The organism is Streptococcus sp. SCPM-O-B-15277 (M60) (assembly GCF_058200335.1).
The window spans coordinates 621323-641297 of the sequence record NZ_JBYQGR010000001.1 but is presented as its reverse complement, the minus strand read 5'-3'; the positions used below and the strand labels follow the sequence as shown (position 1 = coordinate 641297).

The window sequence follows — 19975 nt, the reverse complement described above, 5'->3', positions numbered from 1 at the left end:
CTTTTTCTCCTATTCTGGAATTTGTTGGGTAATACAGTGGATATTTCCACCGCCTAATAGAATATCTCTTGCAGGAATTCCGACAACATCACGGTCTGGGAAACACTGGCTCAGAATATTCAAGGCCACTAGGTCGTTTACATCTTGAAATTGCGGCACCAAGACAGATTTATTGGCGATATAAAAATTCACATAGGAAGCTGCTAGTCTTTCACCTGCATAACGCTCCTCTTCGCCTTCTTCATAAGTATAGCCCGGCAAATCCTCCTCTGTAACTACTTGATGAATAGCTGGGATTGGAAGTTTATGAATAGTGAAACTACGGCCTTTTGCATCAGTTTCCTTCTCTAAGAGAGCTAAATCAGCTGCAGACATGGCATACTGAGGATCATCTTGGTCGTCTGTCCAAGCTAAAACAAGCTCTGCAGGACCAACAAAGGCAGCAACATTGTCGACGTGTTCATTTGTCTCATCTTGATAAATACCGTAAGGCAACCAAATAACTTTGTCGGTACCAAGGGTCTCTAGTAAGGTCTTTTCAATCTCTTCTTTAGTCAGGTGAGGATTGCGACCCGGACTGAGCAAGCAGCTTTCTGTAACAAGAATCGTTCCCTGACCGTCACTGTGAATAGCTCCGCCTTCTAGTACAAAAGGTTTGGCATCGTAAACAGGTATCTCTAATACTTCTGCAAAGCGACTGGCTACTTGGTTATCTGCCTCATAGTCTTGGTAGAGACCATCAACGGCACCACCCCAAGCATTGAAAGACCAGTCTACTGCCAACTTTTCCCTTTTATCATTGAGGAGAATTGTCGGCCCAGTATCACGAGTCCAGGCATCATTTGTCGGGATATCTAGATAAAGGACCTTGTCTCCAAGATAGGATTTTGCTTCAGATAGATAGTCCTCCTCAACCAAAAGGTAGACTGTTTCCCCCTGAGCAATCGTTTTGATAATCTGGCTAAAAGCTGCTTTAGCGGCTTTGCCTTCAAAAGGCCAAGAGCCTGGTCGAGTAGGCCATATCATGAGAGTCCCATGATGGGGTTCATACTCGGCAGGCATACGATAACCTAATTTCTTTGGACTGTCCATCATGATAATCTCTCCTTAAAGTCTTGATAGCCAAATGCTTTAACTAGACTGCACTCACCCTCTTTATCCATGAGATACAAACTTGGAAGCCCAATGCCGTTAAAGGTATTATTTTTGACAAATGAGTAGATTGCCATGTCTTCAAAATAGAGGCGATCGCCGATTTCTATCGGTTTTTCAAAGCTGTAGTCCCCAATGATATCACCTGTTAGACAGGTATTGGAAGAAAGTCTATAAGTATAGGGTTTTTCTTGCGCTTCAAAACCATCTCTCAATGGTGGGCGATAAGGCATCTCAAGAACATCTGGCATGTGGCAGCTTGCTGAAGCATCTAGAACCAAGGTCTCAATCCCATTTTCAACAATATCTAAGACTTCTGTCGCTAGATAGCCCGCATTAAGTGCAATGGCTTCACCTGGTTCGATATAGACATCAAGGTTATAAGTTTCTCGAATGCGTTTAATCTCAGAAATCAGTAAGTCCACATCATAGTCATCTCTCGTAATATGATGACCACCACCCATATTGAGCCATTTAACTTGATGCAAATAGGCTCCAAACTGCTCTTCTACTGCTTTCAAAGTCGTTTGTAAATCATCTGCCCCTTGCTCACAGAGAGTATGAAAATGAAGTCCGTCAACCAATTCCAATAAATCACTTGGTATCTTATCCAAAGTTACTCCAAAACGAGAGCCAGGAGCACAAGGGTCATAAAGCGCGTGGTCACCCTGCGTTGAACATTGAGGATTGATCCGAAGACCGACACTGATACCAGCTTCACGACAACGTTGACCATATTTTCGTAGTTGTCTCTCTGAGTTAAAAACAATATGATCCGATATTTGCAGTAGCTCTTCCATATCTGATTCCTTGAAAGCAGGCGCAAATACATGGACTTCCCCTGGAAATTCTTCTCTAGCTAACTTCGCTTCATAGAGTCCACTAGCTGTCGTACCTGATAGATACTGGCTAATCAAAGGATAGGTTTTATAGAGAGAATAAGCCTTTTGAGCTAGTAAAACCTTACAACCTGCCTTTTCCTGAACCTGGTGCAGAATACTACAATTTTCTTCTAGTTTTGCTAAATCTATGACATAAGCTGGCGTTGGTACTTGTTCTAACTTCATTAGTCCACCATTTGTGGATTTTCAACCACAACCCATGGCAAACCGTATTTATTTAAAGCTTCCATGAATGGGTCTGGATCCAATTCTTCAAGGTTATAAACTCCTGGTTGTTTCCAAGTGCCATCCATCACTAATTTTGTCCCAATCATGGCTGGAACACCTGTTGTATAAGAAATGGCTTGTGAACCAACCTCTGCATAGCATTCCTGATGGTCGCAAACATTGTAGATGTAGATTGTCTTTTCAACGCCATCTTTGACACCTGTAAAGATACATCCAATATTAGTTTTACCAACAGTACGTGGGCCAAGGCTTGCAGGATCTGGAAGCAAGGCTTTCAAAAATTGGATTGGTACGATTTCTTGTCCGTTAAAATTAATAGCATCTGTACGAAGAAGCCCAACGTTTTCCAAGCATTTCATGTGCGTTAGATAAGATTGGCCAAAAGTCATAAAGAAGCGAATGCGTTTAACACCTGGGATGTTTTTAGCCAACGATTCAATTTCTTCATGGTGAAGAAGATACATGTCTTTTTGCCCAACTTGAGGGAAATCATACTCACGTTTGATAGACATTGCTTCAACTTCTACCCATTTTCCCTCTTCCCAGTAAGAACCTGGCGCAGAAACCTCGCGGAGGTTGATTTCTGGGTTAAAGTTTGTTGCAAATGGATAACCGTGGTCACCACCATTACAGTCTAAAATGTCGATATAGTGGATTTCGTCAAAGTAATGTTTGAGTGCATAAGCTGAAAAGACGCTGGTTACCCCTGGATCAAAACCAGATCCAAGTAGAGCAGTCAAGCCTGCTTCTTTGAATTTTTCTTGGTAAGCCCATTGCCATGAGTAATCAAAGTAAGCCGTAAAACCAAGTTCTTTGCAGCGTTTCTCATAGATAGCACGCCATTCAGGGTCTTCTGTGTCTTCAGCCTCATAGTTGGCTGTGTCGATATAGTGGACTCCCGTCGCCAAACAAGCGTCCATAATGGTCAAATCTTGGTATGGTAAAGCTACGTTCAAAATAGCTTCTGGTTTGTAACTCTCAATCAAGGCAATCACTTCTTCTACCTTGTCGGCATCAAGAGCAGCTGTTTCAATTTTAGTACTTGTTTTGCCCTCTAATTTAGCTTTCAAGTCATCACATTTTGACTTGGTACGGCTTGCAATCATGATCTCTTTAAAAGTTTCGCTGTCTTGGCAAATCTTTGAAATAGCAACTTGGGCAACGCCCCCACATCCAATAACTAATAAACGACTCATTTTTTTCCTTCCTCTTCTTCTAAAATGTCTTCTACATACTTAGGCAACATAAAGGCACCAATGTGTAGATTTGCAGTATAGTATTCAGTGAATAACTGGCGTTTTTTCCAGCCTTCCTTGTCAAAATCTTTGACAGGGTGGTATTTTTTCGAAGCAAATCCAAACAACCAATAGCCAGCAGGACTAGTTGGAATATGGGCCTGGTAAACCCGGCTGATTGGAAATGCTTGATTGACCTTACGGTGCATACTACGGCATGCTGACTCATCTTCGTCAAAGAATGGACTCCCATGCTGATAGATCATGATTCCGTCCTCTTTAAGGGCTCGATAACTATTGCCGTAAAACTCCTTGGTAAAGAGCCCTTCTGTATGGCCAAATGGATCTGTCGCATCGTTGATGATAATGTCGTAATCATCTTCACAGTTTCTCAAAAAACGCAGACCATTTTGATAATAAATGGTAACACGAGGATCATCAAGCCCTGCAGCAAAGTCTGGGAAATACTCACGACAAACCTCAACCAACATCTCATCTGGTTCCACGATATCAATTTGCTCCAGTTCAGGATATAGCGTTAATACTTGGGCAACACCTCCGTCACCACCACCAATAACCAAAACTTTCTTTGGATTAGGATGGACAGCCATTGGAACATGAACTGTCATTTCATTGTAGACAAAATCATCTGCATCTGAAAACAAGACATGCCCATTTAAAATCAAAATCTTTCCAAAAGCTGGTGTGTCTAAAACTTCGATATCCTGCCATTCACTTTTACCAGCGTAGAGTTGTTTGGCTGTTCTCAGGGATAATTTCACATCTGGAGTATGAACTTCAGAAAACCATAAATCCATTTAGTTCTCCTTTCTCTCAATAACATTGATGTGATTGACCTCTGGATCTTCCGTTCCTTGGAGGGAACAACCACGTTCCTTTGCAAATTGGATATATTCGACAATTTCTCGTGTAATCCGTTCACCTGGCGCTAGGATTGGAATTCCTGGAGGATAACACATGACAAATTCCCCACATACCTGGCCAATGGACTCGTCTAATATTAAGCTTCTTCTCTCTGAATAGAAGGCTTCCTGAGGGGATAGCACCAACTCAGGCTGGATATATTCTCCAGCTATCAAGTCCTTCCCATCTCGTGAGTAAAGTCTCTTGATATCAGCTAAAGCACCAACCAAACGTTCAATGTCTTGGATACGGTCACCAATCGAAATGTAGGCTAAGATATTCCCAATATCACCAAACTCAATTTGAATGTCATATTCATCCCGTAAGAGATCATAAACTTCAATCCCTGTTAGACCAATACCTTGTGTGTAAACTGACAGCTTGGTTACATCAAAATCACAAACTGAGACACCATCTACTAGTTCTTTTGAGTAGGCGTAGTAGCCACCGATGGCATTGATTTCACGACGAGCATACTCAGATAACTCAATGACTTTCTCAAAGGACTCTTTTCCACGAAGGGCTAGGTTTCTACGAGAAACATCTAGACTAGCCATTAGCAAGTAAGATGCTGATGTCGACTGTGTCAGGTTAATAATCTGACGTACGTACTCAGGATTCATCTGATCGCCAACTAAAAGAAGGGAACTTTGAGTCAAGCTGCCACCGGACTTATGCATGGATACAGCTGACATATCTGCTCCTGCGTCCATAGCAGACAGAGGAAGTTTATCTGTAAAGTGCAGATGAGCACCGTGCGCCTCGTCTACTAAGACTTTCATTCCCGCTGCGTGTGCCATCTCTGTTAAACCCTTAAGATCTGAACAAATCCCATAATAGGTTGGATTGTTAATGAGGATAGCCTTGGCATCCGGATGTTCCTTGATTGCTTGGGCAACACGGTCATTCTCAAGCCCCAAAGCAATACCGATTTTTGGATCTACACTCATCTCGATATAGATCGGAATAGCTCCGCATAAAACGAGAGCATTGATAGCTGATTTATGGACATTTCGTGGAAGTATGATTTTATCACCTGATTTACAGGTAGAAAGAATCATGGTCTGCACGGATGAAGTTGTCCCACCAATCATCAAAAAGGCATGAGCAGCACCAAAAGCTTCTGCAGCCAGTTCCTCAGCTTCTCGGATAATCGAAATGGGATGTCCCAAATTGTCCAAGGGCTTCATAGAGTTAACATCTATACCTACACATTTTTCCCCTAAAAGTTCAACCAACTCTGGGTTACCGCGGCCACGCTTGTGACCAGGTACGTCAAATGGTACAATTCTTTTCTTTCGTAACTTGACCAACCCCTCATAGATGGGAGCTTGGTTTTGATTTAACATTATAAAGACATACTCCTTTATCATATTTTTTACACCTTAACCATGTAAGGCTCTAAAGGATACTTATGAAAAAAGAGCAGGTTGGCACCTGCTCTACAATCTACTGACGTGTTTATGTTTGTTTCTTTTGAGTATGTCTGTTCCTGATGTTTCCTAACTCTCTAGTAGCAAATATTACGTACTTTATTGATCGTTTCACAAGATGACGTGTGCTTTCACCACACTAACAAATCTATACGAATTAGAACTAATGTCCTAACATCAACTTATAAAAGTAGGCTTTTAACCCTATCAATAATGTGGCTTTTCAACCACGCTTCGGCATTCAACCCTGCCTGTCCGTAGGCATTTTTTACTCGGGTTTATATTTGCTAGAAAACATCATCTCATTTTCTAAGCTTAATTACTATATCATGTTTTCGTATTCTTGTAAAGTATTTTTAGAAACTTTTTTAAATAAATTCATTTTTTTGTTCGTGAAATTTATTTAACTTAAAAATGGAAATCGTTTTAAATTTAAATCAAAAAACAAAAAAGAAACTAAATAGATTAGTTTCTTTAATGAATCATAAGAATAATCAACTATTCAAAATCCTATCTAGTCATCTCGTGCTACTTGAACAGCTAGCTCAAAATCAGTCATCAAGTAATTTTCATCCAGACGGATAAGACTGTAATACTCATTCCAAAATAGAGAGTCACTGTTACTTGACCACTGTAATCCATACCACAATTGAGTGACATCACTTGTATGTGATGGGGGGATTGACCATAGATGCTTTTTGAAAGTTTCTTGAACAAGCGGGATATCAAGTCTAGTAGTCAAGTCAAGTTCATCTAATTTCAAAGTGATAGAATGTTTTTTTGCCGCCTCAATACTTTCCTTGTTAAATCTAACCTGAATAATCTTAGAATCTTCTAAAGCCACATTCTGGTCCTCAGCACCGTAAAAGGAAATACTACCCAGTACTATGCCATCTTTTGCAAGAAGATAGGGAGCGTAAGGGATCGCATTGCTATCAAGTCTGAAACCTTTTTCGATAGTGACTGATTTATCTCCTGAATACTTTTGGTAATTACCATCTGTCAGGAGGTCTTCGTAGTCGCTACCACCATCACCTTGTCTGACATAGATATCAAATCCAGCTTCCATCAGATCACTTGCTTTTGTTTCTGCTAACGTGATTTTACTTTCATTAATTTGCAAAATTGGTGTTTGAGGTGGCAAACCAATCGTGAGATTAAACATAACTCCTACTAGAAAGACCATAAAGGTTATAAGGAGGGCAAGTAAAGACTTTCCAGTCCTTTTTCTTGCATTGAAAAGGGCCATTATAGCAGGTAGGAGGATCATTTTAGCTAAAATAGAATTCCCCACACCACCTCGATTTAAGGTCTGAAAAGCAAAGATCCCAGCGATGGCAATCAGTGTCAGGTAGACCAAAATCTCACCTAAACCTAGTTTTTCTGTTCGAGTTTGTTGATTTACAGGAGTTTCGTACAATGACTGCCCATTCTCTTTCCTCTTTTTTAGAAAGAGATAAAAGCTCAGACCGAGTAGCAGATTAAAGATTGCAAAAACTATTAAAGTACCTATAATCACCGTTCTACCCATTGCTCTCTACTCCTTTATGTTCTCTCTCAAATCTTATCTTTCTCTTTAATTCCCAATTCCCAACTAATAAAACTAGTAAGAAGAAGGGGCCGCCTTCTATGACCACAATAGGCATAGCCAAAATAGCAATCATCAAAAAACTAGCTTTCTTTTGACGCCAACTACCGCCCCATTCTCCGTTTATCAGTCCGCCCAAATAATCGATGTAGTCAGTAAACCAAGTAAATAAAGGGGGGTGAAAATCACTTATCCTTAGGTAAATGAAGAGGGCTGAATTTAAAAGGATGTAGAGAATTCCAAGAACTAAAATAATCTTTTGACTAGTTCGAGTAGCCTCTAGAACGATTTTTTCTCTCTTCTCTGGCTTTATTTTTTTTAGACTTGGATTCTTACAAGAGAGTTTTTCAAATCTATAGACCAGAAATCGGTAGAGATAATACTTTCTTATATCACGCTTCATAAAATCCCCAATCTAAGAAGGACATTCAATTATAAATCATGGTCTAAACATCTAATTTCAAGGAATTGCCTTCCAAATAAACTGCTTTTGACTCAGTGATTTTGATTTTTTGATCTTCTGAAAAACCAATGGTTTCACCGTCCTTTAAGGTGACATCACTGCCTAAAACATACTGAAGAATAGACAAGAGGAAATAATATAAGTCATCGCTATTCATAGGAGACTCGATAATTTCAATCTCAATTTTTCCAAACTCTTTCAAACCATAAGTGTAAATACTAGTTTTATCTCCCTGGTTGATAATTCCCATATAAATCCAGAGTTGAAGGGGAAGCATTTCTTCTTTCAAAAGGTCAGCCAGGTCTAGATAAAGATCTTTGGGTAAGAGCAAGGTGGTAGAACCCTGATAAATACCAATAGCTGATTGACTAGTTTTTAGGATAGAGGCATTGACTTTAGTTAATAGGGAATAAGTTTCTACTGGCGAAAGATTGTCAGACAAAATAGAAACAATGGCGTGTTGTGTGTGCTCCTGTGTTTCCTTCTCAACATCCTGCCAGAGGTAAGAATAGGCATACAATTCTTCAAATTCTTGACTTGGGATAGGTAAATCCATTAAAGCCAGCGCAACAAGAGCACCATCAATCACAAAGGTTGCACTAGAATCATCCCCAGAAACTTCAGAAATTTCAAGCCCCCAGTGAGATTTCAATTCCTGAACAACCTGGTCTAAAGAATAGGCTTGCTGGCCTTTGAAGAGAGGCATGGACAGGTTCAGTTGTTTTTTCTTCTCTGACTTTTCTTTCTTACTAGTAAATAGATTTTTTAAAAAATTCACAGGACTTCTCCTTTTTCTCATATCAGTTGGAAAGCAAAGCTCTCTTACTCAAAGTAAGTCGCCATACCAAGTTTCCTCATCCTCAAAACCGTAAAATTTCTCATCAAGTAGCCAAATTCCATCCACCAATCTAAGTACAAACTGATGCTTCATTTCTAAAGCTTCTTGATAATGAGTGATGACTCTTGCTTCTTCAGCTTTTGTCATGATAAAATCTACAGAAAAATCATTCGTTTTAACATAGTTATACTCACTTGGGGAGCTATAAGAAATTCGAACTCCTCCTTCCAAGTAATTTTGAGTCACTCGTCCAGTTAGAAATTGCATTTGCCTCTGAAAATAGTCATCCATAAGTTCATTCCACTTGGGATGAATTTGATTTGCTGGGATGCCAAGGCCTTCTTTTTCCTTATCCAGTGCTCTGTTACGCTCAAAAATTTCCTCTTCTAACAAGGTTAAACTTTTGAGTAAATCAAGCAAGGGTGGGATGATTATTTCCGCCATAGCTCGATAGTTTTCAGGGGTATTTTTATAGTTCACTCTCATGATAACTCTCTTAACTCTCCTGGATTAATTGCTTTACTTCTATGTCTGAAAGTTGTCCATCCATGTAGAGTTTCCTAAGTAAATCTTTATCTACAGTAATTTCATAATAGTCAGTCACAAACTCATGAAATCTCTCAAAGCTATCAAAAAGGTAAGATAGCAACCATTCTCCGCCCTCCTTATCTTGGTAAGTCTGTTGATGCGCGTGACCATCATACCAGATAAAGAAGGTTGTTTCATCTTTTTGTTCTTCTGAATAAAGTGAGACATACTTTTCATCTAGTCCTTTATAAAAACTATCGATGATATCTTGATTCCACTCGTCAGCAGCAAACTGGCTTAAACTACTTTCATGATCAAAGCCTTTTATAAGGATCATTTTATCAGTCAAAATCACATCTAAAGAATCACCAGAGCCATTGTCAATAAGATATCGGACTCCATAGTCTTCCTCAATCTTAATCACGAGCCTAAGCCAATTCTCACTCGGATTTGTTAGATACTCATCAATGACCAGCAAGGCATCTAAGCGAGTTTTTATCTTGTCCCAATCAATCTTTCTCATCTCTAAAAACCTCCTTCTTATTCTCGCAATTTATCAAGATCACAAGCCCTATAACGAGCTGTTATATAGCCTGAAAAGCTAATCTGAGGGATATTCCACTCATTAGGCAAATAAATGGAACAATCTACCTGATCTCCAAGAGGAGAACTTGCTGAGAAGACATATCTTCCCAAATCCTCATTATTAGGATTTCTTTCAACTTGACCCAATCTGCTAGTATTGAACCAGTCTTTAAACAGTAACCAGATTTGCTCTGCATCTTCGTTTAATAGGGAGACTTTCAAGTTATAGCTGATTCCGACTCTACATCTTTTTTTGAATCCTGACTCATCAGCCTTACAAACTTTTATCGAACCCTTATTATACTGCCAGTTATCACTATCTAATAGGGGAAATTGAACAGATAGATTGTCTTTAAATCCCTGTATAGTATCAAATAAATCTTTGGAGGCTGCTTCGAATAATTCTAGTTCTTCCATAGTCTTCTCTTTAATTTTCATAGCTAATCACATTTCGATTTAATCTGCATCAACCCAGATTTGGTATTTTTGACAATGTAGACATCTAAACAAATAACCACAGATAGGCCCGTCTTTGACCAAGTAGTCTTCTACCTCTTGATATTCTTCACGCGCCTCATAGTCTGCCAAGACCTTCTCAGCGATTCCCATTTCCTTTAGTTCTTTAGTGCCTACTGTTCCTAAATAGGCACAGTAGTCTTGGCAACAAGAAAGCCAATATTCTCCCTGCCAACTAGAGTAGCCTGGAGTCTGACAAAAAAGCAACTGATTCTTTTCTGGATCCAATTCACCCTGGCACTCGGCATCTTGGATAAATTCTGCATTGAATTTTTTAGCTGCTTGACCGTTTGCAATGCAAGATGGGCAGAGATGTTCTACCTCTTCAATACTGTAGGGTCTAAGAGCATAATAAACATTGCTTTCTTTCCCACAAGATGGACAAAGCTTGGCTTCTCCTTCAACAAATGAACCTGTAGCTAAGGGATTTGGATGATAGAGAAAATGAGGCAAGGTCTTTAATAAGTCCTGCCTCTGCTTTTTCACTTCTTTTCTTAGAGGACGAGGAAGGGCGAAGCGATCTCCATGGCTCTGACTCATCTCTTCTAAGCGAGCTAACTTTTTAATTTGTTTACGATCCGGTTTAGTGATTATTTTTGTAAATAAATCATATGCACTTGCGTAGAGCCCCAATTGCTCATAGAGATCAACTAGGACTTTTTTCGCTTCTAAATCATCAGACTTAGCTAATTCATCAGCCAAATCATAAAGAGCTGAGACACTTGAAGGCTTTCCATCTTGAGCATGGTATTGCCTTGTCAGGGTGATATATTCTTGTAAATATGGATTCATCTGGCTACCTTTTCTTTTATGGATAAGTTCTGATTAACAAATGGTACAGTTAGTAAATTTCATAGACAAGCTCTCTGTCAGCTTGAAACTGTTTGTCGAATTTTACTAAAAGAAAAAGGGATCCAGCTGGAGAGACACCAGCATCATAACCTAGAGCAAATTCGCCATAAGAACTACTTTTATCCAAGATTAACTCCCTTAATTCCAGTTCTGTAACTGCTTTATCAGGCCAATTATCATGGATAACCTTTTGAGCTTTTTTATCAAGGTGTTCCAAGTTTCTATATAAACTAGTCATCAAATCATCTGATAATAAGACTAAATCCTGTTCACAGTAACCTGTAAAATAAATATTTATGTCTTTATTTAGATATCGCCCTAGAAAATAGATCCCCGAATCATGTTTTTCCCAGTTTATTCCCTTCCATAATGCCAATAAATCTTCTTTGTTCATTTATTACCTCAAGCAGTTTTATTCTTTTAGGAATGTTTAATAAACTTTCTAACAAATAGTGACCAAGACATTTCCATTGAGCTCCAGAATCTTTTTGTAAAACTCTTTCATATTTTCAAAGCTGATTCGGATTTCATCCTTGATTTCTTCCTCTTCCTCAAGATAATCCCAAATATTAGGATACAAGTCAGCCTTCTTACATGCTTCCATACTAAAGTCAGCCATAGCTCTGTCCATGTCAAAACTTTCTAAAGCTTCTACAATATCGGCTATCTTGTTTTTTTCAGTATAGGCGATATAGTCAGATACATCCTCTAGAGGAGTCACCCCTAAAACAGCTTCTCTCAAGGGATTGTCATCCAAAAATTCTGAACTACTAAATCCTGTCATGACAAAGAGAAGAGCATCCCACATTTTGTCGATATCTAGTAAGATATCATGAGTATCAGCGGAGTCCTCAGCAAAGTCTAACAAGTCATCTTCTTGGTTAGAAAGAGCTTTTATTTGTTCTAATTCATTGTCTGGTAAATATTGATAATTGGCAATCATTCCCATGATTTTTCTCCTTTGAATCTTGTAGGATAATACTGATGTTTCTAGCTCTATTTCTATAGAAAATGCTATAATGGAGCTAAGAAATTGTTTTATTGAATGTTAAATAGGGGGAACAGTCATGTTCACTAGTATTGTTTTGGGTTTTTATGCTCTTTTCTTTCTATCCTTGTCCTTTACTATCTATCTCTATATCAGACTTGTAGTCGCTGTCAGACAAGGGAAAGATGTCCCAAAATGGATTTATAAACTTGGCCATGCCATTCAAGGAAGAATTCACGTTGACTATGAAGAAATCACTGATGCTAATGCCCTTAAAGAGATTCATTGGTTCTTGCTAATCTATTTAATCGTAAATCTACTCGTATTGGCTGGCTTCTACTATCATGGTAATAGCTTTCCTCAAGCCATTTATGAATGTTTGAAAAAACAATTTTTTATCGTACTTGTTAGTATGGTTTTAAAAAGTATTGGAAAATTTGTTGTACTAGCTATAAGAAAAAACTTTCATAACAGTCATGCTTATGCATCAACCAATGCTTTTGTCGGGACAGCTTTTTTAACGAGTTATGTTTTTATGTTTTGCATGATGATGAGTGGCCTTCCAGCTCAACCTGTTCCAGTAACCATTCAAGATACCACTATCATTATCGGGGAGACCAAGGCTTCCGTGCTTTTAGAGCAAGGCTATACCTTTGGAGATAAAAGCGCAGAGAGTTCCATCACCAATCCCAAAAACGACCACTTCTACTACGGTCAGCTTCTCGAAGTCAAGCGGGATAATCAGTCCTTTGGCTTTATGAGCCTTACTCCCACAGGTAAAGATACTGATCAGCTCAAAAACTGCGTCATCACCTATTACAGAACACCTAAGGATAAGAATCAACTAGAAGAAGTTTTCATCAATCATGTCAAGCTAGCAAATCTCAAGCTCCAAGATTTTCAAACACGAAAATTAATCGATATCTTTGAAGTCAATCCAGCTGATTATAACGTCTCTGATAAAGATACCAACTTCATTCTGACTATTCAAACAGCAGATTACGATCTCTGGAAAAGATACCGTATTGAATCCAAGTTCAATTCAGATGGTTCGATTGATAGCTATGGAGTCAGAGCCCAACACAGCATGTGGGAATGACTCACCCTTTATTTTCCTCTTATCAGATAGACATTAGACTGAAAAAATATCATCTACAAGTTTATAGGTTTCGATGAACCGAAGGCCAGAAGAGCCTTTATCTCTAGTGATTTCTTCATAAATGTCTTCTAAATTTTGGGTAGGTGCCATCATCCAAAGACTAAAAGGTCTAAGCTTCACCTGTCCAATTTTTTCAATATTTTCTAATAATTGCCCTAAATCTTTGTGATTGAACCAGCAATCTGTAACGAGAGCAAACTTTGTATTGTCCATCTTACAGGAGATTTGACTGGTCAAAAAATCATCTATGGAGGGCTTTTTTGTTTGTAAGAGGCGTGTGCAAGCTAGATGGTACTCAAGTTTTCTAGGACTCTGCTCAATCATAGATACAAATACAAGACCATACTCATCTTCAAACTTAACAGCAAGGATATCTCCTTCTTCAAAGTAAGGTTTGCGTTTAGCCTTTGCTTTAGGAACCTTTAGAGGTCTAGGATTTTCAGTTTGCAATTGAACTGCAAGTTTTTCCAAGACCTTTTGCCTTTGCTTCAATGCCTTTGAGTCTATTTCCAACCAAAATGGATCTGGACCTTTTTTAATAATCTCTAAGGTTTTATCTCTGATATCGTCAGTCAGGTGACCAATCTTCCACAGTGAGTAGGCAAATGCAGTCCAATAAATTTCTGTAAAAAAGTCTGTTTGACAGTCATCTTTCTCCGTATCAAGGATTTCCTTGATAATATTCGTTACATGTTCACCGTCTCTATAGCGACCAACTACTTCATTGTAAATGTCATAAGCTTGATCACTGTCAATGATTTTAACGCCATCAATAGCCATTCTCAACTCCTATTTAATCTTATGCTTGTTCATTTTCTCTTGGAAAATAGTTGTCAGAATTTGGCGTAATTCTTGAGCTTCTTTTTCTGGAAGTTGCCCTTCTTGTTCAGCAACAGCGTACAATTCCGGATACTCAAGAGAGATTCTCTTAATAGTCCGCGTAATAGCATGTTTTCTAACAAAAAATGGAATCCGTTTAATCATATCTTGAGGGATTAGGGCGATAATCTTATCAGCTGTTTCCTTATCGCTCGGTTTAGAGAAAGTTAACCCCTTTTTAATCATTTCTTGTTCTTGTTTCGTAAAATCTTGTAATTCCATATGTCTACTCCTCATCCTCTGTCACTTCCCAAACCTCTGCTTGGTAAGGATCACCATCTTCATCGTATCGATTGATATACCCAATAAATCGTTCATTTCTTCTTGGTCTCTGCTGGTTTCCCTTGATAACCCAAACAGCCCATACTCCGATTAAGACAAAAATTATGAATGCCAGTACTACTTCCATTTCATTACCATCCTTTAGAATTGAACCCACTTATCATTATCCATAATAAAGGGTTTCGCTAAACCTTCACCTGTATAGTTTTCGTATTTTGTATCTAGATATTTGTAACAATCTTCCTTGGTCGCAAATTTGATGGCTTGATAAGGCTCCTCAAAGGTTAATTTTTCAACAAAGAGATAGCCATCCTCACTTGGTACAAGTATGCCGACATGGCCAATAAAGAGGGATTGCCCATCCAAGTCATCATGGACGACTACGGACAGCATTCTTGCATTTTCATTAAACTTGAATTGAAAAAGGAATTTTTCCATCTTTGCAGCATGAACCTTAACATCTGTCGTTGCTTCGGTCTTGACTCTTGAGAATAAAATATCAAAAGCATCCTTGTCTTCTGCATCAAAGACCTTACCTTTGTCAATAGCATCATTATCGACAAACAAGAGGGAATCATCTTTCTCTAACTTAGGGATTTCGATAGAATTTTTCAATAAACAGTAACTGTTAATGCGACAGTTGGTCCCAACAAAATCACCTTTCTTCGGTGCCCAAAGATTGCTTATCTTTTCAACATCATAGTCTGTTTTGGTAAATGTAGAAAAATCCCCAGTGAGCCCAACTGAACCTACAGTCGCGTTATAATCATTTACTAGGTTGAAAAATGCATCGACACTGTCTTTATCCAAATGCGCAACCAAGGCTTTTCGAACTTCTTCTTCGCTTTCCTTGCTATTGAGATTGCTATAGGTTCCTTTGTAGATTTCTTTATTTGAGCTAACCAACTTAGTAGTTGAACTATTCTGTTTTTCCGTAGATTGGTTTTGGTTTGTAACACAGGCAGCTAAAGTAAAGATAGCTAAAACACAGCAGCTCATTAATCTGATTTTTTTAGATACTTTCATAAAATGTTTCCTTTTTAACTAAGATTTTTCAGGTCGATAAGCTTCTCTTATATTATAGTTCAAATTTATTTTAAGTCCAAGCATTTTGCTAAGTAAAGTAGATTTTAAATCATTAAAAAGGAAGCTGGCACATGGCACGCTCCCTAATAAGTGAAATATCTATGAAAAATTTAATTTTAGTCACCTTTTAGCTGTACCTGTGTATGAGCTAGCAGGTCACCTAGATGTCGTTTGTCTTTCCTGAAAACCATCATTGCAAGTAGGGCAACTGCGAGGAGAGTAGCTAGAAACGAGAGAATAATAGATAAGGAATCAAACTCACTATAGAAACCATGTATCGTGCCCATATGACCTATTTGCCAAGGAAAAAATTTAATGGTGTTTCTAAGCAAGCTAGCTTGCACTGTTTTTTTCTTGTAAACCAATTGAAGTCCTGCTTTCGCCTTCCCGAAACTCCCATTTTTTGTATAATCAAAGAATGTAAAAAGTAGAATGATTGGCAAAACAGAGGTAAAAAATACAAGACACTGCGACTGAATTTCTGTAAACTCTGGGATACCATTAAAAAAAATAATGTAAAAAAGCATACAACCTAAAAACAGAAGTGCTAAATAAGCTAGAATGAAAAGATAATCAAATAGTAATTCAATCATTCTTTTTTTTAACGAAATAGAATTAATTGCTAAAATCTTCGTCATCATCGCCTCCTTTATTATCCACTATTCTTGTCAAAAGTTTATTATTCTTTCGGTTGAGAATAGACTTCGATATGCTGCCCTAGTACCTTGATTTCTACTGGAAGGTCATCAGATTTGTCGCCGTCAACATCCGTTTCTAATGCAGCATCTGAAGAAATTTTTATATGCCGAGCTTTGATATACTCGATATTCTCATTCACGACAACATCACCTTTTAATAAATCAGGGATAACTGATAATTTAGTCAGGATTGAGGCATCTTTTAGAATCAAAATGTTGGCATAGCCATCCTTATTTTCATCAAAGATTTTTTTGTCAGCGAAATAATTGGTAAGGAGAATCAAGACATGACTGGCTGGGCCAATGTAATTTCCATTTTCTGTTTCAACTCTAATGTTAAATGCTTGATCTGTAACCACTGACTTCATGGTATTAATCGCATAGGCAAGCATGCCAAACTTCGTTTTATCCTCTATCCCAACGTTATGGATGGCTTCTGGTAGCGAACCAATACTAAAGATATAACCAAAATAATTTCCATTTGATTTTCCGATATCAATCTTATTCGTAGAATTAAAATCGAGTTCGTCAATGGCACCATCAATATCTTGATTGATTTCTAATAGTTTCGTAATGAGATTTCCAGTTCCTCCTGGAATAATCGCGAGTTTAGGAATATAGTCTTTTTCCGCGATACCAGAGATTACTTCATTGACAGTCCCATCTCCACCAAAAACAAGAACAGCATCATATCGCTCACGAGAAGCTTCTTCTGCAAAGTTTGTGGCGTCTTGCGCTTTCTCCGTAATTTTAATTTCCACATCTTCAAAATAGTCTCTAGCTTTATTCTCCAGTTTGACTTTATAATCCAAGGCTTTTTCGCCTCCAGAGGTTGGATTGATGATTACCATAATTTTTTTCATTTATAATTCTCCTGTCATTAGATTTTCTTACTTTAACTTACCATCTCAAGTTTCTTCCAGATAAATCTTGACCGCTTGGTATTCCTGGTCTTTAGCATAGGCAAATACTTCTGATTTTCTAATGTAGTCAAAAATATTTTCCTCTAAATCTTCATCCCAAATCGATTCATGAAATATTTCATTCTCTTGAAATGCTTCATAGAAAATATCGAGGTGAACTTGATAAAACTCTTCATCTTCATTTGGGACTTGCCTTACTAAGGATAGTTGAAACATTGGCTTATCAGATATAGCTGTAAATGTCCCTGTTTCAAATAAAATCATCTCATCATCAATAGGCTCACGACACAAGTCTTCAAATATTGCTACCATTTCCTCTAAGGGCATCTTATCGGTGATTCTTTCTCTTAAAAATTCAAGTGATTGCTTCATATTGCTCCTCTTTCTAGATGGTTTTCGTTCCTAGAATAATCCTATTAAAAAATTGAATCCCTACACCTTTTATTATACTACATAAACAGAAAAAAAGACCGAACCAGACGGTTTTCACCTTGGTTTCAGTCTAGTTTTTTTATAACGAAAAAGTCTCTATGAAGACTCTATTTCAAATATAAACCCTTAACTTAAAATTGATTCATTAGGTCTAAGCTTAATTAAAAGTAGGCATTTTCAATTTGCAACTCACATCCTCTAGAAATTCTCATGAGCGACTTCTTCAAGATAGTCATCCAGATGATGGAAGATTTGCATATCTTCTTCTGAACTATCTTGTAAAACTGCAAATACCTTCACTTTATCATCATTGACAAATACGAAATTATGTTCACCAAAAAAAGCCTGATAACCCTTGTCAACTAATGTCGAAAGATCATCTTTTTTTAAACCAAAAACATCTTTTTTTACAAGATAGGTTTTCCCGATTTCCATTTTCATGATAGATATTTCTCCTTAAGAAACCAGAAAGGGCTAGATGTTTCCCTTTACTGTTCAAGTCGTCTATGCAAGCAGTGGCATACACTCACAAAGAACTTTGGTTGACTATTGAATATCTTCCATCTCTTCTTACACATATTCGTCTACATCTTCAATCTCTACAAACAGCGGGTCTAAGTGGCATAAGAAGTGCCAATCTTCGGTGCCGCGTTTTCTGTAGAGAATCGCTTCACCGTCTTCACTTCCCAAAAAGCTTCTATCGACTTCATATCCTTTATTTTCTAAGAAAGCTTTTGCCTTGCGGAAGTTTGCTTCTCTGGCTTCGACATAAGCTTTCACTTCATCGTTATTCACGACATAAGCATCGATTTTTGTAGCTCCTTCGATTACTTTATCATTTTTAAGGGACAGATTCGAAATTTCTTTCCAAATAATGTCCACATTTTCTTCGGGTTCAAACGAAAATCTAGATAAAGGGACAATATTTCCATTGAAGACAATTTCCATATAATCCGGCAATTGTTTAGGGTTCACATACTCCACTTCAAACCCATCTTCTTTTTCGAGAGTGTATCCAGGAATTTGAGCTACAAAAGCTTTACCCTCCTCTAAAGAATCAAAAACGACTATATCTTTTGAATAATGATTTTGATACAATTCCAATATAATCATCTATCATCCTCTAATCTTAACTGTTTCTATTAATTCTCATCATTTTTACGTTATTACTATCTCAGCCTGTGCTACTTCTGTTGAAAATTAAAAGTAAGACATTAAATTTTGTTAATCTTCTGCTTAAACTTTAATTCAAGCATCTTATTATAACCTTCATAAAAACGTTCTCTTGTTACCACTTCACCTGGATATTTCTCTTCTAGAAGTTCATAAATTTCAATTGGTCTAATCCCTTCTTCTGCCATATCCTGAAGGAATGGACTGCATAACCTCATCTCACCTTTACTAGATTGTTTTAATAAAATTCCATATATAGGAATCTTAGTTAATAGATTATGGGTACTCTTTTTCATAACATTTATCTCCCCCACAAATTCGGATTGATTGGCAAGTCTACTTAACAAAATGATACTGAACATTGCTTGACTTAATTTTATGAAAAGAGGCCAGTAACAAACTTAAGCCCAGCCTCTTAGATAATCATTTTTCTTTGTAGCAAATAATGTATGCTTTGATGAAATCACTACCCACAACAATGGTTAGCGGAACACTCAAAACAACTTCATCAGTTTTGCCATTCTCATACTCTTGTCTTTCTTCAGGAGAGTATAGGTACATAGCTATTGAATAGGTGTTTCCAGCCTCCAAGTCAAGTTCCATACTGATATTTTCTGATTTGATATTGATTGTTTTGTTCAATCGAGTCTCAGTCGTTTTATAAACGCCCTCGATTGTATATCTCCCTGGAACTAAAGCAACTACCCTTTCTAGGTTTTCTCCAGTTATTGGATTAAAGTCAGCAAGATTCCGTCCATTAATTTTAGTTTTTGAACAGTATAAATGAACAATAGCTTTATCATTATTATCACTAACAAAGCTAACAGCTTTTTTCTTTCTATTGCTATATACAATCATAAATCCAACAAAAAGCAAGAGCCAAAGGACAAGAAAAAATACAATAATATAAGTTGAGTTTATCATATATCTCCTATATTTTCTTTACTTTTTAACTACATTATAGCACCAATCATTGAACAAAGCAAAAAGATATACTAAATGCAAGTAATTGTTTTGGTTCTTCTCTTTCAACTCCTTTTTGTCACTTTTAAATAGCTCTTTTCAGAAGCATTTTTATTTATATTAAGTAAACGAGAACACTAGAATAAAT

26 protein-coding genes are annotated in these 19975 nt (G+C 37.6%); 1 reads left to right on the top strand and 25 read right to left on the bottom strand.

Going from position 1 to position 19975, the window contains the following annotated elements:
- Nucleotides 1-9: 9 nt before the first annotated feature.
- The 14 genes from aguA to AC3E9F_RS03160 all read right to left on the bottom strand — a co-directional run bounded on the left by aguA (nucleotide 10) and on the right by AC3E9F_RS03160 (nucleotide 12193).
- Nucleotides 10-1095: an agmatine deiminase gene (gene aguA / locus AC3E9F_RS03225; protein ID WP_263393598.1), complete on the bottom strand. Its 1086-nt coding sequence runs from the start codon at nucleotides 1093-1095 to the stop codon at nucleotides 10-12.
- On the bottom strand, nucleotides 1092-2219 hold the full coding sequence (nspC, locus tag AC3E9F_RS03220) for a carboxynorspermidine decarboxylase (RefSeq protein ID WP_490672803.1): 1128 nt from the start codon (nucleotides 2217-2219) through the stop codon (nucleotides 1092-1094). The genes aguA and nspC overlap by 4 nt, the downstream gene beginning before the upstream one ends.
- Nucleotides 2219-3478 carry a saccharopine dehydrogenase family protein gene (locus AC3E9F_RS03215; RefSeq protein WP_490672802.1) on the bottom strand — a complete coding sequence of 420 codons (1260 nt, stop codon included), beginning with the start codon at nucleotides 3476-3478 and terminating at the stop codon, nucleotides 2219-2221. The genes nspC and AC3E9F_RS03215 overlap by 1 nt, the downstream gene beginning before the upstream one ends.
- Nucleotides 3475-4335 (bottom strand): polyamine aminopropyltransferase, encoded by an 861-nt coding sequence (gene speE, locus AC3E9F_RS03210; RefSeq protein ID WP_049504668.1) that lies wholly within the window; start codon nucleotides 4333-4335, stop codon nucleotides 3475-3477. The genes AC3E9F_RS03215 and speE overlap by 4 nt, the downstream gene beginning before the upstream one ends.
- Nucleotides 4336-5790, bottom strand: coding sequence for an aminotransferase class I/II-fold pyridoxal phosphate-dependent enzyme (locus AC3E9F_RS03205; protein ID WP_263393601.1), 1455 nt, complete (start codon nucleotides 5788-5790; stop codon nucleotides 4336-4338).
- 598 nt (nucleotides 5791-6388) lie between these two features.
- Nucleotides 6389-7405 (bottom strand): hypothetical protein, encoded by a 1017-nt coding sequence (locus tag AC3E9F_RS03200; protein WP_490672801.1) that lies wholly within the window; start codon nucleotides 7403-7405, stop codon nucleotides 6389-6391.
- Nucleotides 7398-7865 carry a hypothetical protein gene (locus AC3E9F_RS03195; RefSeq protein WP_414272332.1) on the bottom strand — a complete coding sequence of 156 codons (468 nt, stop codon included), beginning with the start codon at nucleotides 7863-7865 and terminating at the stop codon, nucleotides 7398-7400. The genes AC3E9F_RS03200 and AC3E9F_RS03195 overlap by 8 nt, the downstream gene beginning before the upstream one ends.
- A 43-nt stretch (nucleotides 7866-7908) precedes the next feature.
- Nucleotides 7909-8703 (bottom strand): DUF4261 domain-containing protein, encoded by a 795-nt coding sequence (locus tag AC3E9F_RS03190; RefSeq protein WP_414272333.1) that lies wholly within the window; start codon nucleotides 8701-8703, stop codon nucleotides 7909-7911.
- Nucleotides 8704-8751: 48 nt separating this feature from the next.
- Nucleotides 8752-9249 carry a hypothetical protein gene (locus AC3E9F_RS03185; RefSeq protein WP_414293398.1) on the bottom strand — a complete coding sequence of 166 codons (498 nt, stop codon included), beginning with the start codon at nucleotides 9247-9249 and terminating at the stop codon, nucleotides 8752-8754.
- A 10-nt stretch (nucleotides 9250-9259) separates the two neighbouring features.
- Nucleotides 9260-9814 carry a hypothetical protein gene (locus tag AC3E9F_RS03180; protein WP_414272335.1) on the bottom strand — a complete coding sequence of 185 codons (555 nt, stop codon included), beginning with the start codon at nucleotides 9812-9814 and terminating at the stop codon, nucleotides 9260-9262.
- A gap of 17 nt (nucleotides 9815-9831) precedes the next feature.
- Nucleotides 9832-10314: a hypothetical protein gene (locus tag AC3E9F_RS03175; RefSeq protein ID WP_490672800.1), complete on the bottom strand. Its 483-nt coding sequence runs from the start codon at nucleotides 10312-10314 to the stop codon at nucleotides 9832-9834.
- An 18-nt stretch (nucleotides 10315-10332) separates the two neighbouring features.
- Nucleotides 10333-11184, bottom strand: a complete 852-nt coding sequence (locus AC3E9F_RS03170) for a CbrC family protein (protein ID WP_490672799.1) — start codon at nucleotides 11182-11184, stop codon at nucleotides 10333-10335.
- 49 nt (nucleotides 11185-11233) lie between these two features.
- Nucleotides 11234-11638, bottom strand: a complete 405-nt coding sequence (locus AC3E9F_RS03165; RefSeq protein WP_490672798.1) for a hypothetical protein — start codon at nucleotides 11636-11638, stop codon at nucleotides 11234-11236.
- A 48-nt stretch (nucleotides 11639-11686) separates the two neighbouring features.
- On the bottom strand, nucleotides 11687-12193 hold the full coding sequence (locus AC3E9F_RS03160) for a YfbM family protein (protein WP_490672797.1): 507 nt from the start codon (nucleotides 12191-12193) through the stop codon (nucleotides 11687-11689).
- A 118-nt stretch (nucleotides 12194-12311) separates the two neighbouring features.
- Between AC3E9F_RS03160 and AC3E9F_RS03155 the strand changes: the two genes are divergently transcribed.
- Nucleotides 12312-13331 carry a hypothetical protein gene (locus tag AC3E9F_RS03155; protein ID WP_490672796.1) on the top strand — a complete coding sequence of 340 codons (1020 nt, stop codon included), beginning with the start codon at nucleotides 12312-12314 and terminating at the stop codon, nucleotides 13329-13331.
- Nucleotides 13332-13364: 33 nt separating this feature from the next.
- Here the strand turns inward: AC3E9F_RS03155 and AC3E9F_RS03150 are convergent, their stop codons facing one another.
- From AC3E9F_RS03150 to AC3E9F_RS03100, 11 genes are all read right to left on the bottom strand, one after another.
- Nucleotides 13365-14171 (bottom strand): hypothetical protein, encoded by an 807-nt coding sequence (locus AC3E9F_RS03150; protein ID WP_490672795.1) that lies wholly within the window; start codon nucleotides 14169-14171, stop codon nucleotides 13365-13367.
- 9 nt (nucleotides 14172-14180) lie between these two features.
- Nucleotides 14181-14492, bottom strand: coding sequence for a hypothetical protein (locus tag AC3E9F_RS03145; RefSeq protein WP_490672794.1), 312 nt, complete (start codon nucleotides 14490-14492; stop codon nucleotides 14181-14183).
- Between the two features lie 4 nt (nucleotides 14493-14496).
- Nucleotides 14497-14679 carry a hypothetical protein gene (locus AC3E9F_RS03140; protein WP_000454373.1) on the bottom strand — a complete coding sequence of 61 codons (183 nt, stop codon included), beginning with the start codon at nucleotides 14677-14679 and terminating at the stop codon, nucleotides 14497-14499.
- A 14-nt stretch (nucleotides 14680-14693) separates the two neighbouring features.
- Nucleotides 14694-15578, bottom strand: a complete 885-nt coding sequence (locus AC3E9F_RS03135; protein WP_490672793.1) for a DUF4300 family protein — start codon at nucleotides 15576-15578, stop codon at nucleotides 14694-14696.
- Nucleotides 15579-15754: 176 nt separating this feature from the next.
- Nucleotides 15755-16276, bottom strand: a complete 522-nt coding sequence (locus AC3E9F_RS03130) for an RDD family protein (RefSeq protein WP_263393617.1) — start codon at nucleotides 16274-16276, stop codon at nucleotides 15755-15757.
- Nucleotides 16277-16317: 41 nt separating this feature from the next.
- A complete protein-coding gene (locus AC3E9F_RS03125) occupies nucleotides 16318-17199 on the bottom strand; it encodes a diacylglycerol/lipid kinase family protein (RefSeq protein WP_263393618.1) in 882 nt (293 codons plus the stop codon).
- A gap of 45 nt (nucleotides 17200-17244) precedes the next feature.
- On the bottom strand, nucleotides 17245-17631 hold the full coding sequence (locus AC3E9F_RS03120) for a hypothetical protein (RefSeq protein ID WP_490672792.1): 387 nt from the start codon (nucleotides 17629-17631) through the stop codon (nucleotides 17245-17247).
- Nucleotides 17632-17889: 258 nt separating this feature from the next.
- Nucleotides 17890-18132 carry a phosphohydrolase gene (locus AC3E9F_RS03115; RefSeq protein WP_263393620.1) on the bottom strand — a complete coding sequence of 81 codons (243 nt, stop codon included), beginning with the start codon at nucleotides 18130-18132 and terminating at the stop codon, nucleotides 17890-17892.
- 129 nt (nucleotides 18133-18261) lie between these two features.
- Entirely contained in the window at nucleotides 18262-18804 is a 543-nt protein-coding gene (locus tag AC3E9F_RS03110; protein WP_263393621.1) for a hypothetical protein, read from the bottom strand.
- Nucleotides 18805-18905: 101 nt separating this feature from the next.
- Nucleotides 18906-19160, bottom strand: coding sequence for a hypothetical protein (locus AC3E9F_RS03105; protein WP_263393622.1), 255 nt, complete (start codon nucleotides 19158-19160; stop codon nucleotides 18906-18908).
- Between the two features lie 127 nt (nucleotides 19161-19287).
- Nucleotides 19288-19788 carry a hypothetical protein gene (locus AC3E9F_RS03100; protein ID WP_490672791.1) on the bottom strand — a complete coding sequence of 167 codons (501 nt, stop codon included), beginning with the start codon at nucleotides 19786-19788 and terminating at the stop codon, nucleotides 19288-19290.
- Between the last annotated feature and the right edge of the window lie 187 nt (nucleotides 19789-19975).

Excerpts from the sequence above, each read along its gene's own strand:
- AC3E9F_RS03165 (WP_490672798.1), bottom strand. The coding sequence starts at position 11,638 with ATGAACAAAGAAGATTTATTGGCATTATGGAAGGGAATAAACTGGGAA.
- AC3E9F_RS03170 (WP_490672799.1), bottom strand. The coding sequence starts at position 11,184 with ATGAATCCATATTTACAAGAATATATCACCCTGACAAGGCAATACCAT.
- AC3E9F_RS03135 (WP_490672793.1), bottom strand. The coding sequence starts at position 15,578 with ATGAAAGTATCTAAAAAAATCAGATTAATGAGCTGCTGTGTTTTAGCT.
- AC3E9F_RS03130 (WP_263393617.1), bottom strand. The coding sequence starts at position 16,276 with ATGACGAAGATTTTAGCAATTAATTCTATTTCGTTAAAAAAAAGAATG.
- AC3E9F_RS03160 (WP_490672797.1), bottom strand. The coding sequence starts at position 12,193 with ATGGGAATGATTGCCAATTATCAATATTTACCAGACAATGAATTAGAA.
- AC3E9F_RS03105 (WP_263393622.1), bottom strand. The coding sequence starts at position 19,160 with ATGAAAAAGAGTACCCATAATCTATTAACTAAGATTCCTATATATGGA.
- nspC (WP_490672803.1), bottom strand. The coding sequence starts at position 2,219 with ATGAAGTTAGAACAAGTACCAACGCCAGCTTATGTCATAGATTTAGCA.
- AC3E9F_RS03125 (WP_263393618.1), bottom strand. The coding sequence starts at position 17,199 with ATGAAAAAAATTATGGTAATCATCAATCCAACCTCTGGAGGCGAAAAA.
- AC3E9F_RS03205 (WP_263393601.1), bottom strand. The coding sequence starts at position 5,790 with ATGTTAAATCAAAACCAAGCTCCCATCTATGAGGGGTTGGTCAAGTTA.
- AC3E9F_RS03200 (WP_490672801.1), bottom strand. The coding sequence starts at position 7,405 with ATGGGTAGAACGGTGATTATAGGTACTTTAATAGTTTTTGCAATCTTT.
- AC3E9F_RS03100 (WP_490672791.1), bottom strand. The coding sequence starts at position 19,788 with ATGATAAACTCAACTTATATTATTGTATTTTTTCTTGTCCTTTGGCTC.
- AC3E9F_RS03215 (WP_490672802.1), bottom strand. The coding sequence starts at position 3,478 with ATGAGTCGTTTATTAGTTATTGGATGTGGGGGCGTTGCCCAAGTTGCT.
- AC3E9F_RS03115 (WP_263393620.1), bottom strand. The coding sequence starts at position 18,132 with ATGAAAATGGAAATCGGGAAAACCTATCTTGTAAAAAAAGATGTTTTT.
- AC3E9F_RS03140 (WP_000454373.1), bottom strand. The coding sequence starts at position 14,679 with ATGGAAGTAGTACTGGCATTCATAATTTTTGTCTTAATCGGAGTATGG.
- AC3E9F_RS03155 (WP_490672796.1), top strand. The coding sequence starts at position 12,312 with ATGTTCACTAGTATTGTTTTGGGTTTTTATGCTCTTTTCTTTCTATCC.
- AC3E9F_RS03110 (WP_263393621.1), bottom strand. The coding sequence starts at position 18,804 with ATGATTATATTGGAATTGTATCAAAATCATTATTCAAAAGATATAGTC.
- AC3E9F_RS03195 (WP_414272332.1), bottom strand. The coding sequence starts at position 7,865 with ATGAAGCGTGATATAAGAAAGTATTATCTCTACCGATTTCTGGTCTAT.
- AC3E9F_RS03150 (WP_490672795.1), bottom strand. The coding sequence starts at position 14,171 with ATGGCTATTGATGGCGTTAAAATCATTGACAGTGATCAAGCTTATGAC.
- AC3E9F_RS03120 (WP_490672792.1), bottom strand. The coding sequence starts at position 17,631 with ATGAAGCAATCACTTGAATTTTTAAGAGAAAGAATCACCGATAAGATG.
- AC3E9F_RS03185 (WP_414293398.1), bottom strand. The coding sequence starts at position 9,249 with ATGAGAGTGAACTATAAAAATACCCCTGAAAACTATCGAGCTATGGCG.
- AC3E9F_RS03145 (WP_490672794.1), bottom strand. The coding sequence starts at position 14,492 with ATGGAATTACAAGATTTTACGAAACAAGAACAAGAAATGATTAAAAAG.
- speE (WP_049504668.1), bottom strand. The coding sequence starts at position 4,335 with ATGGATTTATGGTTTTCTGAAGTTCATACTCCAGATGTGAAATTATCC.
- AC3E9F_RS03180 (WP_414272335.1), bottom strand. The coding sequence starts at position 9,814 with ATGAGAAAGATTGATTGGGACAAGATAAAAACTCGCTTAGATGCCTTG.
- aguA (WP_263393598.1), bottom strand. The coding sequence starts at position 1,095 with ATGATGGACAGTCCAAAGAAATTAGGTTATCGTATGCCTGCCGAGTAT.
- AC3E9F_RS03175 (WP_490672800.1), bottom strand. The coding sequence starts at position 10,314 with ATGAAAATTAAAGAGAAGACTATGGAAGAACTAGAATTATTCGAAGCA.